Source organism: Streptomyces sp. TP-A0356, from assembly GCF_001417775.1.
GTDB lineage: Bacteria > Actinomycetota > Actinomycetes > Streptomycetales > Streptomycetaceae > Streptomyces.
The window spans coordinates 138314-153025 of record NZ_BBZJ01000016.1 but is presented as its reverse complement, the minus strand read 5'-3'; the positions used below and the strand labels follow the sequence as shown (position 1 = coordinate 153025).

Below are 14712 nucleotides of genomic sequence, written 5' to 3'. Positions count from 1 at the left end.
GCCATCCGGTGCTGACTAGCGCCCCAGCTGGGTGCGCAGCCACTCCTCCACCTCTCCCACATGCGCGGCGGCAGCCGCCCGTGCGGCCTCCGGATCGCGGGCGGCCAGGGCGCGGTGGATCGCCGTGTGTTCGCGGCGGGTGCGGGCGAAGGCGCCCTCCTCCTGGTAGCCGCGCCAGACGCGGGCGCGGAACGTGCGTGAGGACAGGCCCTCCAGGATCGCCGCCATCGTCTCGTTGCCCGCGGCGGCCGCGATCTCGCGGTGGAAGGCGAGGTCGTGAGCGAGGATCTCCTCCGGATCGTCGGTCGCGTTCATCGCCGTCAGGTGCTTGCCCACCTCGGCCAGTTGGTCGTCCGTGATGCGGGCGGCCGCGAGCGCGGTCGCCGTCGACTCCAGGATGCGGCGGACCTCCAGCAGCTCGACCAGGCGCGGTCCGCGCGAGAGGTCCGCCACCACGCCGAACGTCTCCAGCAGGTCGCCCGCCTCCAGTTGGGTGACATAGATGCCCGAACCGTGCCGGGCCTCCAGCACACCCAGGACCGTGAGCGCCCGGATGGCCTCCCGCATCGAGCTGCGCGAGATCCCCAGCTGGGCGGCGAGATCGCGTTCCGTCGGCAGGCGCTGACCGGGCTCCAGCCGGCCCTCTGTGATCAGCGCCTTGATCCGCTCGATGGCGCGCTGGGTCACGGTGCCCTTCTGTGGGGTGTCCGCGGCGATCTCCGTCTCCCACTCCGCGGTCGGGATCTCGTCCACGCCACTCCTCCTGTCGCCGTGCGCCGCAGTCTAGCCACGAATGTGGTCCGACCACTACGGCTGGATAGCGCGGAAATGCGGCGCCGAAGGGTGTTGTGCGAGTTGAGTGGTCTGATAAGTATGCGGGCAACTGCTCGACACGCTCGATGAGGAGCCGACAGATGGCCGGCAGGACAGCGCGGAACGGACGGCAAGGCAGGCGAATCTCCTCGTGGGCGGTGCGTGCGACGGCTGCGGCCGCCTGCGGCACCCTGGCGCTCACGGCCTGCGGCAGCACCAAGGACACCGGCGCGTCGAGCGCCGACGGCGGCGGTACCGGAAAGGTGGGAGTGATCCTGCCCCTGCTGACCTCGCCGTTCTGGCAGTCGTACAACGACTACGTGCCCAGGATGGCGAAGACCGAGGGCGTCGACGCCCTCAAGACCGTCAACTCCAACAGCGACCCCTCGCAGCAGATCACCGACATCAACAACGAACTCAACCAGGGCGTGCAGGGCCTGGTCGTCGCGCCGCTGGACAGTGCCGCCATCCAGGCCGGGCTCGACCAGGCCGAACGCAAGGGCGTCCCCGTGGTCGCCGTCGACGTGGCACCCGACAAGGGCAAGGTCGCGATGGTCGTCCGCGCCAACAACGTCGCCTACGGCGAGAAGGCGTGCGACTACCTCGGTCAGCACATCACCGCAGGCAAGGTCGTGCAGATCATGGGAGACCTGGCCTCCGTCAACGGCCGGGACCGCTCGGCAGCCTTCCGCTCCTGCGTCAGGAAGAAGTACCCGAAGCTGCAGGTCCTGGAGATCCCCGCCAAGTGGGAGTCCGACACCGCGGCCTCCAAGCTCGACACGCTCCTGAACGCCGATCCCGACATCAAGGGCATCTACCTGCAGGCCGGCGGTGTCTATCTCGCGCCCGCTCTGCAGACCCTCAAGTCCAAGAACATGCTCAAGACGGCGGGCCACAAGAACCACATCGTCATCGTCTCCAACGACGGCATACCGCAGGAGTTCGACGCCATCCGCAAGGGCGAGATCGACGCCACCGTCTCACAGCCCGCGGACGCCTACGCCAAGTACGGCATGTACTACATCAAGGCCGCGATGCAGGGCAGGACGTTCAAGCCGGGTCCCACCGACCACGACTCCGAGATCGTCAAGCTGCCCAGCGGCATCCTGGAGGACCAGCTGCCCGCCCCGCTGGTCACCAAGGACAACGTCGACGACCCCAAGCTCTGGGGCAACACGGTCAAATGAGCACTCCACTGGTCCAGGCGCGGGGCATCGTCAAGCGGTACGGCCCCACCGTCGCCCTCCAGGACGGCCGTCTCACCGTGCTGCCCGGTGAGTCCCACGCCCTCGTCGGCCGCAACGGCGCCGGCAAGTCGACCCTCGTCAACGTCCTCACCGGCCTCCAGGCCCCGGACGAGGGCACGGTCCGCTTCGACGGCGAGCCCGCGCCCCCGCTCGCCGACCGCGACGCCTGGCGTCGCAAGGTCGCCTGCGTCTACCAGAAGCCCACCGTCGTACCCGAGCTGACGGTCGCCGAGAACCTTCTCATCAACCGGCAGCCGACCGGGCGCGGCGGCCTCATCAGCTGGCGCAGGCTGCGGGCGGAGGCGGCCGAGGTCCTCGGCACCTGGGACGTGCATGTCGACCCCGAGGCGCGCACCGCCGACCTCAAGGTCGAGGACCGCCAGATGGTGGAGATCGCCCGGGCGCTCAGCTTCGGCGCCCGCTTCATCGTCCTCGACGAGCCGACCGCCCAGCTCGACAACCGCGAGATCGAGCGCCTCTTCACCCGGATGCGCGCCCTGCAGGACTCCGGCGTCACCTTCCTGTTCATCTCGCACCACCTCCAGGAGGTCTACGAGGTCTGCCAGACCGTCACGGTCCTGCGCGACGCCCGCTGGATCACCACCGCCCCGGTCGCCGACCTCCCGCGTGCGGCCCTGGTGCAGGCCATGGCCGGGGAGGTCGTCGCCGAGCGCGCGGCGACCGCCCGGGACTCGGTCCCCGAGGACGCGCCGGTCGCCCTCGAAGCGCGGGGGCTCACCTCGGAGTCGTACGAGGACATCCACCTCACCGTCCGCCACGGTGAGGTCGTCGGGCTCGCCGGCTCCAGCGGCAGCGGGAAGACCGAACTCGCCGAGGCCCTGGCCGGACTGCGCACCCCGACCGGCGGGACGGCCCGGCTCGACGGCAGGCCGCTGCCGTTCGGAGACGTCCAGGCCGCGCTCGGGGCGGGCGTCGGATGCGTCCCCCGCGACCGCCATGAACAGGGGCTCGTGGCCGCAATGACCGTCGGCGACAACGCCACCCTGAGCGTCCTGGGCCGCCTCGGCCGGTACGGGTTCGTCGGCACCCGGCGCAGACGCGGCTTCGCCACCGACCTGATCCAGCGGCTCGACATCCACGCCGAAGGCCCCGACCAGCCCGTCTCGGACCTCTCCGGTGGCAATGCGCAGAAGGTCGTCATGGCCCGCGCCCTGGCCTCGGACCCGCGTCTGCTCGTCCTGATCAACCCCACCGCGGGCGTCGACGTGAAGTCCAAGGAGTCGCTGCTGGCCCGGATGGACAGCGCACGCGAGGACGGCACCGCGGTGCTCGTCGTCTCCGACGAGCTCGACGATCTGCGGCGTTGCGACCGCGTCCTCGTCCTCTTCCACGGCCGGATCGTCGCCGAGCACCCGGCGGGCTGGCACGACCACGAGCTGATCGCCTCCATCGAAGGAGTGGACCATGGCTGACATCAAGGCCCCGCCGCTCACGCCCCTACCGGTCCCCGCCGCCCGCTCGGCCAAGGCCGTCCTGCTCCGCCGGGCGCGCGAACTGGCCCTGGTCCCCGCCCTGTTGCTGCTGATGGTGCTGGGGGCGTTCGTCAACGACTCGTTCCTCACCGAGCGCAACATCATCTCCATCCTGGGCGCCTCCGCCGCCCTCGCGATGGTCGTGCTCGCCGAGTCACTCGTCCTGATCACCGGCAAGTTCGACCTGTCACTGGAGTCCGTGGTCGGTATCGCACCGGCCGTGGGCGCCCTGCTCGTCCTGCCCGCCGCCCAGTCCGGCTGGGGCACCGGACTGCCCACCGTGCTCGCGCTGGTCGCGATCCTCCTCGTCGGCGCGGCGATCGGCGCCTTCAACGGCGTCCTCGTGGTGAAGTTCAGGCTCAACGCCTTCATCGTCACCCTCGCGATGCTGATCGTCCTGCGCGGTCTGCTGGTCGGCGCGACCAAGGGCAAGACGCTGTTCGGGATGCCCGACGCCTTCTTCACCCTGGCCACGACGACCTTCCTGCGCGTCCCGCTGTCCGTGTGGCTGGCTGCGGTCGCCTTCGCCGTCGCCGGTCTCGTCCTGCGCCACCACCGCGTCGGCCGCGCCCTGTACGCGATCGGCGGCAACGCGGACGCGGCCCGCGCGGCCGGTATCCGCGTCGAACGCGTGATGCTCGGTGTGTTCGTCGTCGCGGGCTGCCTCGCCTCCGTCGGCGGGATCATGCAGACCGGGTACGTGGGTGCGATCAGCGCCAACCAGGGCAACAACATGATCTTCACGGTGTTCGCCGCGGCGGTCATAGGAGGCATCGGCCTCGACGGCGGCAAGGGAACCATGTTCGGCGCCCTGACCGGCGTGCTCCTGCTGGGCGTCGTACAGAACCTGCTCACCCTCGCCCAGGTGCCGTCGTTCTGGATCCAGGCCATCTACGGCGGAATCATCCTGGCCGCCCTGATGATCGCGCGTGTGACGACGGGCCGTGCCCAGGACTGACCTTCCTCGTTCTCGTACGGCGCCGTACGACGTACGACCTCGTGTACGACCTCGTGCCCCGGACCGAAAGGCCTCTCGTGTCCCCAACTGCCGCCCGTATCACCGCGGTCGACACCTTCGACATCCGCTTCCCCACCTCGCGCGAGCTCGACGGCTCCGACGCGATGAACCCGGACCCCGACTACTCGGCCGCCTACCTCGTGCTGCGCACCGAGGCCGCCGACGGCCTGGAGGGGCACGGGTTCACCTTCACCATCGGGCGGGGCAACGAGGTACAGGTCGCCGCGATCGAGGCACTGCGCGGACATGTGGTCGGGCGGAGCGTGGACGAGGTGTGCGACGATCCCGGATCGGTCTTCCACGACCTGATCGCCGACAGCCAACTGCGCTGGCTCGGGCCCGAGAAGGGCGTGATGCACATGGCGATCGGCGCGGTCGGCAACGCCGTGTGGGACTTGGCCGCCAAACGCGCGAGGACGCCCCTGTGGCGGCTGCTCGCCGAAGCCGACCCGGAGTGGCTGGTCCGCCAGATCGACTTCCGTTACATCACCGACGCGCTCACCCCCGATGAGGCGCTGGAGCTGCTGCGGCGCGGCAAGGACGGAGCCGGGGAGCGCACGGCCCGGCTGCTGGCGAAGGGATTCCCCGCCTACACCACCTCGGCCGGCTGGCTCGGCTACAGCGACGAGAAGCTCTCCCGACTGGCCGCGCAGGCGGTCGCCGACGGCTTCCGGCAGATCAAGCTGAAGGTCGGCGCGGACCTGGCCGACGACGTACGCCGCTGCCGGGTCGCCCGCTCCGTCGTCGGCCCGGACATCCGCCTGGCCATCGACGCCAACCAGCGCTGGAACGTCGACGAGGCGATCATCTGGACCAGGCGGCTCGCCGAGTTCGAACCGTACTGGATCGAGGAGCCGACCAGCCCCGACGACGTCCTCGGCCACGCGGTGATCCGCGAGGCCGTGGCCCCGGTGAAGGTCGCCACCGGCGAACACGTACAGAACCGCATCGTCTTCAAACAGCTCCTGCAGGCCGGGGCGATCGACGTCCTCCAGATCGACGCGGCCCGCGTCGGCGGCGTCAACGAGAACCTCGCGATCCTGCTGCTGGCCGCCAAGTTCGGTGTTCCGGTCTGCCCGCACGCGGGTGGGGTCGGGCTGTGCGAGCTGGTCCAGCACCTGTCGATGTTCGACTTCGTCGCGCTCTCGGGCACCACCGACGACCGGGTCATCGAATACGTGGACCATCTGCACGAGCACTTCGTCGACCCGGTGATGATCCGGCAGGGGCACTACGAGGCACCCACCACGCCGGGCTTCTCGGCCGCCATGCGGCCCGAGTCCATCGCGCAGTTCACGTTCCCCGGCGGTACCTTCTGGGCCGCCGACCTGAAGCGTGGGAAGGGGCATGCGGCATGAGCGACTTCGAGGGCCTGGCGGCCCTGGTGACCGGCGGGGCCTCCGGCATCGGACGGGCCACCGCGGACCTGCTGGCGGCGCGCGGTGCCCGGGTGGCCGTACTCGACCTCGATCCCTCGTCGGTGCGGAAGCCGCTGCTCGCGTACCGGGCCGACGTCACCGACGACGCGTCCGTGCGCGCGGCCGTGGCCGCCGCCGTCACCGACCTCGGCGGCCTGGACGTCCTGGTCAACAACGCCGGTGTCGGCGCCCAGGGCACGGTCGAGGACAACGACGACGAGCAGTGGCGGCGCGTGCTCGACGTCAACGTCCTGGGTGTGGTCCGTACGTCCCGGGCGGCCCTGGCACACCTGCGTGCCTCGGCGCACGCGGCGATCGTGAACACGTGCTCGATCGCCGCGACGGCGGGACTCCCCCAGCGGGCGCTCTACAGCGCCAGCAAGGGCGCCGTCCTCTCGCTCACCCTGGCCATGGCCGCCGACCATGTGCGCGAAGGCATCCGGGTCAACTGCGTCAACCCCGGTACGGTCGACACCCCGTGGGTCGGCCGCCTCCTCGACGCGGCCCCCGACCCGGTCGCCGAACGTGCCGCGCTGGAGGCCCGTCAGCCCACCGGCCGGCTGGTCACCGCCGCCGAAGTCGCGAGCGCCATCGCCTACTTGGCGAGCCCCCTGTCCGGCGCGACCACCGGGAGCGCCCTCGCCGTGGACGGGGGGATGCAGGGCCTGCGGCTGCGCCCGGCGGGCCGGTGAGCACGATCGGCAGGAGCGGCGTCCAGATCGGCGAACTGGCCTTCGGCGCCGCCGGGATCGGCAACCTCTACACCGAGGTGAGCGAGGAACAGGCCTACGAGGCGGTCCAGGCCGCCCGGCGGAGCGGAATCCGCTACTTCGACACGGCTCCGCACTATGGGCTCGGCCTGTCCGAACGCCGCCTCGGCGCCGCCCTGCACGAGCACCCGCGCACCGCGTACACGGTCTCCACCAAGGTGGGCCGCCTGCTGGAGCCGACGGACGCGGGCGGTGACGACCTCGCCCATGGCTTCGCCGTACCCGCCACCCACCGCCGCGTCTGGGACTTCACCGCGGACGGCGTACGACGCAGCCTCGAAGCCAGCCTCGAACGGCTCGGTCTCGACCACGTGGACGTCGTCTACCTCCATGACCCCGACGACCACGCCGAGCAGGCCTTCCGGGAGGGCTACCCGGCGCTGGAGAAGCTGCGCTCGGAGGGCGTGGTGGGCGCGATCGGGGCGGGCATGAACCAGACCGAAATGCTCACCCGGTTCGTGCGCGAGACGGATGTGGACGTGGTGCTGTGCGCGGGGCGCTACACCCTGCTCGACCAGCGCGCACTGATCGACCTGCTGCCGGCGGCCGTCGAGCGCGGTGTGCCGGTCGTCATCGGCGGCGCATTCAACTCCGGGCTGCTGGCCGATCCCCGGCCGGGCGCGACCTACAACTACGCGACCGCAGCCCGGGAACTGCTCGACCGGGCACAGCGGCTCAAGGCGCTGGCGGAACGGCACGGCACCACACTGCGGGCCGCGGCACTCGCGTTCTGCTCCGCCCACCCGGCCGTGGCGAGCGTGCTGATCGGGGCGCGTTCGGCGGCCGAAGTCCACGACTGCGCCGAGCAGTTCACCGCGACCGTACCGGCCGGATTCTGGCAGGAGCTCAGCGAGGCCGACCTCCTGCCGGCCCACGCCCCCGTCCCCGCCGAGGAGCCGTCATGAGAGTCGCCCTCCGCGCCGACCGCATCGAGGAGTACGAGGCCGCCCACCGCACGGACGTCTCCGGCGAGGGCGCGGGCACCGGCCTGTCCGTCGTGTGGGAGCTGCCGTGACCGTCGACGCCCACCACCATGTGTGGGACCTCGCCGTCCGCGACCAGGACTGGATCAGGGGCCCCGAACTCGCGCCGCTGCGACGCCACTTCACCGTGGCCGACCTCGAACCCGAGGCGCACGCCCTCGGCATCGACCGCACCGTGCTGGTGCAGACCGTGACCGTGGCCGAGGAGACCCCCGAGTTCCTCGCCCTGGCGGACGGCACCGACCTGATCGCCGCCGTCGTCGGCTGGACCGATCTGACCCGCCCCGACGTCGCCGACGCGCTCGCCCGGCTGCGGGAGGGGCCCGGCGGCCGGTATCTGCGCGGCGTCCGGCACCAGGTCCAGAGCGAGCCGGACCCCGACTGGCTGCTGCGGCCCGACGTGCAACGCGGCCTCGCCGCCGTCGCCGGCTCCGGCCTCGTCTACGACCTGGTGGTGCTGCCCCACCAGCTGCCGGCCTGTGTCCGGGCGGCCGCCGCACTGCCGGAACTGACCTTCGTCCTGGACCACTTGGGCAAGCCGCCCATCGCCTCCGGGGCCCTCGAACCCTGGGCTTCGGACCTCAGGGCGCTCGCCGCCCTGCCCAACACGGTGTGCAAGCTGTCGGGGATGGTGACGGAGGCCGACCGGAGGACGTGGACCACCGCGGACCTGCGGCCCTACGCCGACACCGCGCTGGACGCCTTCGGCCCCGGACGGCTGATGTTCGGCTCCGACTGGCCGGTCTGCACGGTCGCCGCCACGTACGCCGATGTGACCCACACGGCCGCGGCGCTGACCCAGGACCTCGGCGACGACGAGCGCCGACAGATCTTCGAGGGCACCGCCACCCGGGTCTACCGGCTCTGAGCCACCGGGGCGGCGAGCCGGGTCGGCGGCATGTACTCCCGCACGTATGCCCGGTCCCAGCAGGCCCCCGTCTGCCGCAGTTCGCGCCACGTCGTGTACCGGTAGTGGTACAGGACGGCCCGTACGTAACGCGGTGGGGCGTCCGGCGGGAAGGGGGAGCGGCGCAGCAGCCGTAGCGTGTCGCGGTCGTTCTCCAGGAGGCGCTCGATCAGGCCGCCGAACCAGGAGGCCGCATAGGCGGGGGAGAGCGCGGCGAACCACATCAGCCAGTCGAGCCGCAGATGGTACGGGGCGTACTGGCGCGGCCAGCGGCGCGGGTCGCCCGGTTTGCCCTTGAACTCGTACTCCCGCCAGTCGGAGTCCTCCCGCGGCACGTCGTCCGCCGTGCCCTCGATCACGACCTCGTACCGCGTCCGGCTGACGCTGCCGAACGCGCCGTAGGTGTTGACGAGGTGCAGCGGGTCGAAGGAACGGTTCATGACCTGGCCGCGGGAGATCATGTTGCGTACGGGCTGGCAACTGAGGGCGACCAGGCCCGCACCGACCGCCAGGACCACGACCTCGTACCACAGCGGCGGCCCCGCCACCGGCGGGGGCGTGGTGGGGAACTCGACCGCCGACAGGGCCAGCACGATCGTGATCCAGTTCAGCCAGGCGAAGTTGCCGGACAGCACCAGCCACAACTGGGTCAGGATCATCAGGGACGCTGCGGCCGTCGCGATCGGCTGCGGGGTGAACAGCAGAACGGGGATGATCAGTTGGGTGACATGGTTCGCCGCCACCTCCACCCGGTGCAGCGGCTTGGGCAGATGGTGGAAGAACCAGCTCAGCGGGCCCGGCATCGGCTGCGTCTCATGGTGGTAGTCGAGACAGGTCAGCTTCCGCCAGCAGGCGTCCCCGCGTATCTTGATCAGCCCGGCCCCGAACTCCACACGGAACAGGACCCAGCGCAGCAGGAACAGCACCACGATCGGCGGCGCGACCCTGTCGTTGCCCAGGAAGACGGCCAGGAAGCCGACCTCCAGCAGCAGTGACTCCCAGCCGAACGAGTACCAGGTCTGGCCGACGTTGACGATCGACAGATACAGCGCCCACGGGATCAGCCACAGCAGCATCCCCGCCCAGAGAGGCACTTGGGAGTCGGCCCCGGCGATCAGCGCCACGGACACCGCGCAGCCCGCCCACGACCAGACGGCGAAGAACCGGTCGGAATAGTGGAGGTGGAAGACGCTCGGCGCCTGTTTGAAGGACACCCGGGCGAGGTAGCGCGGCACCGGCAGCATTCCGCGTTCCCCCATCAGCGCACGGAACTGCAGCGCCGCTGTCAGGAAGGCGAAGAGGTACACGACGGCCAGGGCCCGCTGGAAGACCAGCCGGCTCAGCCAGTACTCCGGTGCGACGAACCAGTTCACGGCGAACGCTCCTCTCCCTCCAGTGTCGCCCCGTACCCCGCCTCGGACCGACCCGCTCATGACGCTCCGTGTACCCTCCTGCCGCTTGCGTGACCCGCGTGAGCCCATCAGCGGCCGTCCCCGAGCGGCGGCGACGCGTCGCCCGTGCGACCGGGGCGTTCCGCGGTCCGCCGAGGCGTTGAGGGCAGGACTCGAAGATTCGCGGAAACCCTGGCAAGGTGGCCCCATGGTTGAACGGGCCGCGAGCGCCCTGTCACTCCCGGAGGACTGGCCCGCCCACCCGGATCCGATCCTGGCGCTCAACCGCATGGGCAGCTTCGACTGGGACCTGGACACCGGGCTGTTGCACATGGACGCCCAGGCTCACGAGATCTTCGAGGTGCGCCCCGAGGAATACGACGGCCGCCCCGAGACCCTGACCATGCGCATCCCGTCGCCCGAGGGCCGGCGCCTCGACACCCTCGTCGCCCAGGCCATCAAGGACGGCAGCGAGAACTACGGCACCTATATCCGGACCCGCCGCCGTGACGGCACCCTGCGGTGGATCCACACCCAGGGCTACATCCGGCGTGACGAGACCGGCCGGCCACGCCGGATCATCGGCATCGTCCGTGACGCGACCGAGGAACTGCGCGACAGCATCGCGCGCAGCGGCCAGGTCGAGACCGCTCAGGACGAGGCGCTGCGCCGACAGACGAACGTCGTCCAGATCACCACCGCCGCGCTCGCCCACGCCCGTACCGTCCAGGACGTCATCGACGTCCTCAAGCACAGTCACGGCCTCACCCACCTCGGTGCGACCAGCCTCGTGATGGGCCTGGTGGAGGCCGGCCGCATCCGGCTGGTCGCCGAGGGACCGGAGGGCAGTTTCGTACCCGGCACCCTGGTCACGCGCATCGACGAGCAGTACCCCATGAGCGAGGCCGTGCGCACGCTCAGCCCGCAGTTCATCGAGTCCCCCCAGGAGTTCGCGGAGAGGTATCCGATCCTGTGGCCGCACCTCACGGATCTGCGCATCACCTCGGCCGCCTATCTGCCGCTGATCGTGCAGGCCCGCCCCATCGGTGCCCTGGGCCTGCTCTACGACGACCGGCGCGGCTTCACCCCCGAGGAGCGCAACGTCCTGGTCGCGCTCGGCAGCAGCATCGCGCAGAGCCTGCAGCGCGCCATGTTCTACGAGCAGGAGAAGGACCTCGCCCAGGGCCTCCAGCAGGCGATGCTGCCGCGCTCGATCCCGAGCGTGCCCGGGGCCGACGTCGCCGTCCGCTACCGCGCCGGCGGTGCCGGGGGCTCCCTCGGCCTGGACATCGGCGGTGACTGGTACGACCTGATACCGCTCCCGGGCGGCCGCGTCGGCGCGGTCATCGGCGACGTCCAGGGCCACGACCCCCACGCGGCCGCCGTCATGGGACAGCTGCGGATCGTCCTGCGCGCGTACGCCGCCGAGGGGCACACGCCCGCCGCCGTGATGGCTAGGGCCTCGGTCTTCCTCAAGGAACTCGACACCGATCGCTTCGCGACCTGCCTGTACGCCGAGGCCGACCTGTCCACCGGAGTGGTGCAACTGGTCCGCGCCGGACACGTCGACCCGCTGCTGCGCCGGTCCGACGGCGAATGCCGGCGGCTGCGCGTCGAGGGCGGTCTGCCGCTCGGCCTGTCCGCGGAGTTCGGCCGCATCGAATACCCGGTGACCACCGTCGAGCTGGACCCCGGCCAGACCCTGGTGCTGTGCACCGACGGTCTGATCGAAGAGCCCGGAGCCGACCTCGACGAGGGCGTGCACACCCTGCGGGACCTTGTCTGCACGGGCCCGGACGACGTGGACGACCTCGCCGACAAGCTGATCGACGTCGCCGAGGAGCGGGGCGGTGACGACGACGTGGCTCTGCTGCTCCTGCAGCGCCGGAGCCTGGCCCAGCGGTCCGGCGGCCGCCTCCAGCAGCATGTGGGCCTCGGCGACCCGGAGGCGCTCATCTCGGCCCGCCACATGATCCGCGCCGCCGTCCGCGCCTGGGGCGCGGGCGAGCGCTCCGACGAGATCGAGCTGGTCGCGGACGAGCTGATCACCAACGTCCTCATGCACACCGAGGGCTCCGCGGTGGTCACCCTCCGCGGCATGACCGGCCACGACCGCAGGCTCCGCGTCGAGGTCGAGGACTCCTCCAGCGCGCTGCCCCGCCGCCGGGAAGCGGGCGAGTCGGGGGTCTCGGGGCGGGGCCTGCTGCTCGTCGACCGGCTCGCGGACGTGTGGGGCGTGGAGGCGCGCGGCGGTGGCAAGGTCGTCTGGTGCGAGTTCATGGTCGGGCAACGCGGCTGACACCGGCGACGAGTCGCGATGTCGGTGGCGGGTGGCACTCTGGTACACATGCCGGAACTGCCCGAGGTCGAAGCGCTCAAGGACTTCCTGGTCGACCATCTCGTCGGCCGGCAGATCGTGCGCGTGCTGCCCGTCGCGATCAGCGTCCTGAAGACCTACGACCCTCCCGTCACCGCCTTCGAGGGCCGCGAGGTCACGGCCGTGCGGCGGTACGGCAAGTTCCTCGACCTGGAGTCCGACGGACTGCACTTCGTCACCCATCTGGCCCGCGCGGGCTGGCTCCAGTGGAGGGACCGCCTGCCCGACGGCGCGCCCCGCCCCGGGAAGGGCCCCCTCGCCCTGCGGGTCGCGCTGGAGACGGGGGAGGGCTTCGATCTGACGGAAGCGGGCACCCAGAAGCGGCTCGCGGTCTACGTCGTACGGGATCCGCAGGAGATCCCGGGGGTCGTCCGGCTGGGCCCGGATCCGCTGGCCGCCGACTTCGACGAGCAGTGCCTCGCGCGGCTCCTCGCGGGCGAGCGCCGCCAGATCAAGGGCGCGCTGCGCGACCAGAGCCTGATCGCGGGCGTGGGCAACGCGTACAGCGACGAGATCCTGCACGCCGCGAAGATGTCCCCGTTCAAGCTGGCGACGTCGCTGTCGCCGCAGGAGACACACCGCCTGTACGAGGCGCTGCGCGCCACGCTCACCGAGGCGGTCGGGCGCTCCCGGGGTCTGGCGGCCGGAGGTCTGAAGGCGGAGAAGAAGAGCGGGCTGCGGGTCCACGGCCGCACGGGGGAGCCCTGCCCGGTGTGCGGTGACACGATCCGCGAGGTGTCCTTCAGTGACTCCTCGCTGCAGTACTGCCCGACCTGCCAGACGGGTGGCAAGCCGCTGGCGGACCGCCGGATGTCACGGTTGCTCAAGTAGGTCGGGGGCACCGCGCGAGGCTGGGTGACAGGGATCCGGCCGCCTGCACGTGGCGGGGGTGGACTCAAGGGCCGGCCTTCGGGGCAGTGGAGAGGGGGCTCGCGCCGCCTCGTCGGCGGGTCAGCGGGACTTCAGCGTGACCAGGTGCTGCCCGGCCTTGGTGCGCACCTCGAAGTGGTCGATCTGCTGCGCCCGTAGCGCCGAGCCGCCCTGCAGGGTGGTCGCCTCGCCGTCGTCCGCCGGCACCATCCAGCTGGTCACCGTCTGCTCGGAGCCGTCCTTGCCGACCGCGACGAGCCGGCACGGGTGCGGTCCGGACTTGTCCTTGACCGTCACATCGATCTGGCTGCCCCAGATCCGGTCCCGCGTGGTGAGCTGCGCCCACACGCCCGTGTCCGGGTCGGTGGCGGTCATGGCGTTCGCCGCCGTGCCCGACGAGCCCTGCCCGGAGATCGCCGCCACCGCCGGCCCGCCGACCGCGAACACCACGGCGGCCGCGACCGCGTACAGCCACCGCCTGCGCCCGCTGCGGTGCTTTGCCGTCACCTCGTCGAGCAGCCGCTCCAGCAGGCGTGGTCCGGGGGCCGCGAAGGGGTGCACGGGCCGCGGGGTCGCCCTCCGGTAGAGCATCAGCTGCCGGGCGGCCGGTCGGAGCTCGGACACATGTGCCGTGCAACTCGCACACTCCATGAGGTGGTCCTCGAAGCGGAAGGCTTCCGCCTCGTCCAGCACGCCGAGCGCGTAGGCGCCGACGTCGCGATGGCGTTCCAGGGACCTCATAGCAAATCCTCATGCCGGTGAGCGGGGTGGGGGTGGTGCTGCTGTTGCCCACCGGTACGGACCGGGCGGCCGAATCACTCAAGGCCGTTACCGAATCGCGGCCAAGGCATTCGGAGCCGTCGGGTCGGCGGATTGGTCGTTCTTCAGAAAAGATGGATGGCCAGATGTCCCAGGGGGAGCCCCAGCTGCCAGGCCGGCGTCCAGACCTTGGGGCCGTCGTCCTCGCCGACGACCGCGCCGCCGCCGGGCACCGCGTCCAGGTCGGGCGCGAGCAGCTCGGTCTCCTCGAGCCAGCGCCAGGCCGCCGAGGCCAGGTCCAGGTCCGGCGCCGGGCCGCCGGACTCGACCGCCTCGGCGGCCAGCTCGGCCATCCGCCCGCGCACCCAGTCCTGCCACGGCTGGTCGTACGCCGTCAGCGAAAGCCAGGTCTCCAGCTGCGAGACGACCCGGATGCCGGAGAGCTCGCCGCCGGTGTCGGACAGGAAGATGGTCAGTGCCAGGGCGTCGCGCCCCGCGCGGAATTCGAAGGACGTCGGCGGCATGAGGTCGCCGGTGCGCAGCAGTTCGTCCGCGATGTACTCCGCGTACAGCCACGCCATCGGGACAGCCAGTTCACCGCCGCCGGTGCCGTCCGTGCTCTCTTGGCCTCTGTGCAGCATCCCTTCCTGCCTTCCTCCGGTGCGT

Annotated in this window: 13 protein-coding genes; 9 read left to right on the top strand and 4 right to left on the bottom strand. The window is 71.2% G+C overall.

Features of this window, described 5'->3' with window-relative positions; genetic code table 11:
• Positions 1–15 precede the first annotated feature (15 nt).
• A complete protein-coding gene (locus ASC56_RS11500) occupies positions 16–753 on the bottom strand; it encodes a FadR/GntR family transcriptional regulator (protein ID WP_371330055.1) in 738 nt (245 codons plus the stop codon).
• A gap of 161 nt (positions 754–914) precedes the next feature.
• On the opposite strand from ASC56_RS11500, the gene ASC56_RS11495 reads away from it, so the two are divergent.
• The 7 genes from ASC56_RS11495 (at position 915) to ASC56_RS11465 (ending at position 8610) form a co-directional block, all read left to right on the top strand.
• Positions 915–2000, top strand: coding sequence for a sugar ABC transporter substrate-binding protein (locus ASC56_RS11495; RefSeq protein ID WP_107309232.1), 1086 nt, complete (start codon positions 915–917; stop codon positions 1998–2000).
• Positions 1997–3493, top strand: coding sequence for a sugar ABC transporter ATP-binding protein (locus ASC56_RS11490; protein ID WP_055491214.1), 1497 nt, complete (start codon positions 1997–1999; stop codon positions 3491–3493). The genes ASC56_RS11495 and ASC56_RS11490 overlap by 4 nt, the downstream gene beginning before the upstream one ends.
• Positions 3486–4511 carry an ABC transporter permease gene (locus tag ASC56_RS11485; protein WP_055491213.1) on the top strand — a complete coding sequence of 342 codons (1026 nt, stop codon included), beginning with the start codon at positions 3486–3488 and terminating at the stop codon, positions 4509–4511. The genes ASC56_RS11490 and ASC56_RS11485 overlap by 8 nt, the downstream gene beginning before the upstream one ends.
• 77 nt (positions 4512–4588) lie before the next feature.
• On the top strand, positions 4589–5929 hold the full coding sequence (locus ASC56_RS11480; RefSeq protein WP_055491497.1) for an L-fuconate dehydratase: 1341 nt from the start codon (positions 4589–4591) through the stop codon (positions 5927–5929).
• A complete protein-coding gene (locus tag ASC56_RS11475) occupies positions 5926–6681 on the top strand; it encodes an SDR family NAD(P)-dependent oxidoreductase (protein WP_055491212.1) in 756 nt (251 codons plus the stop codon). The genes ASC56_RS11480 and ASC56_RS11475 overlap by 4 nt, the downstream gene beginning before the upstream one ends.
• Positions 6678–7664: an aldo/keto reductase gene (locus ASC56_RS11470; RefSeq protein WP_055491211.1), complete on the top strand. Its 987-nt coding sequence runs from the start codon at positions 6678–6680 to the stop codon at positions 7662–7664. The genes ASC56_RS11475 and ASC56_RS11470 overlap by 4 nt, the downstream gene beginning before the upstream one ends.
• Positions 7665–7770: 106 nt before the next feature.
• Entirely contained in the window at positions 7771–8610 is an 840-nt protein-coding gene (locus ASC56_RS11465) for an amidohydrolase (RefSeq protein ID WP_055491210.1), read from the top strand.
• On the opposite strand, the gene ASC56_RS11460 is transcribed toward ASC56_RS11465, so the two are convergent.
• Positions 8598–10022 (bottom strand): lipase maturation factor family protein, encoded by a 1425-nt coding sequence (locus ASC56_RS11460; protein WP_055491209.1) that lies wholly within the window; start codon positions 10020–10022, stop codon positions 8598–8600. The two genes, ASC56_RS11465 and ASC56_RS11460, sit on opposite strands and share 13 nt — an antisense overlap.
• A gap of 226 nt (positions 10023–10248) precedes the next feature.
• Here ASC56_RS11460 and ASC56_RS11455 point away from each other — a divergent pair, with 226 nt between their 5' ends.
• Complete coding sequence (locus ASC56_RS11455) at positions 10249–12339, top strand: SpoIIE family protein phosphatase (RefSeq protein WP_055491208.1); 2091 nt, start codon at positions 10249–10251, stop codon at positions 12337–12339.
• Between the two features lie 48 nt (positions 12340–12387).
• Positions 12388–13248 carry an Fpg/Nei family DNA glycosylase gene (locus ASC56_RS11450; RefSeq protein ID WP_055491496.1) on the top strand — a complete coding sequence of 287 codons (861 nt, stop codon included), beginning with the start codon at positions 12388–12390 and terminating at the stop codon, positions 13246–13248.
• Positions 13249–13368: 120 nt separating this feature from the next.
• On the opposite strand, the gene ASC56_RS11445 is transcribed toward ASC56_RS11450, so the two are convergent.
• Positions 13369–14028, bottom strand: a complete 660-nt coding sequence (locus tag ASC56_RS11445) for an anti-sigma factor (RefSeq protein ID WP_055491207.1) — start codon at positions 14026–14028, stop codon at positions 13369–13371.
• A 143-nt stretch (positions 14029–14171) separates the two neighbouring features.
• A complete protein-coding gene (locus ASC56_RS11440; protein ID WP_055491206.1) occupies positions 14172–14687 on the bottom strand; it encodes a hypothetical protein in 516 nt (171 codons plus the stop codon).
• Positions 14688–14712 lie beyond the last annotated feature (25 nt).

Coding starts and splice junctions, on each gene's coding strand:
- ASC56_RS11495 (WP_107309232.1), top strand. CDS start 915: ATGGCCGGCAGGACAGCGCGGAACGGACGGCAAGGCAGGCGAATCTCC.
- ASC56_RS11490 (WP_055491214.1), top strand. CDS start 1,997: ATGAGCACTCCACTGGTCCAGGCGCGGGGCATCGTCAAGCGGTACGGC.
- ASC56_RS11485 (WP_055491213.1), top strand. CDS start 3,486: ATGGCTGACATCAAGGCCCCGCCGCTCACGCCCCTACCGGTCCCCGCC.
- ASC56_RS11475 (WP_055491212.1), top strand. CDS start 5,926: ATGAGCGACTTCGAGGGCCTGGCGGCCCTGGTGACCGGCGGGGCCTCC.
- ASC56_RS11455 (WP_055491208.1), top strand. CDS start 10,249: ATGGTTGAACGGGCCGCGAGCGCCCTGTCACTCCCGGAGGACTGGCCC.
- ASC56_RS11450 (WP_055491496.1), top strand. CDS start 12,388: ATGCCGGAACTGCCCGAGGTCGAAGCGCTCAAGGACTTCCTGGTCGAC.
- ASC56_RS11445 (WP_055491207.1), bottom strand. CDS start 14,028: ATGAGGTCCCTGGAACGCCATCGCGACGTCGGCGCCTACGCGCTCGGC.
- ASC56_RS11440 (WP_055491206.1), bottom strand. CDS start 14,687: ATGCTGCACAGAGGCCAAGAGAGCACGGACGGCACCGGCGGCGGTGAA.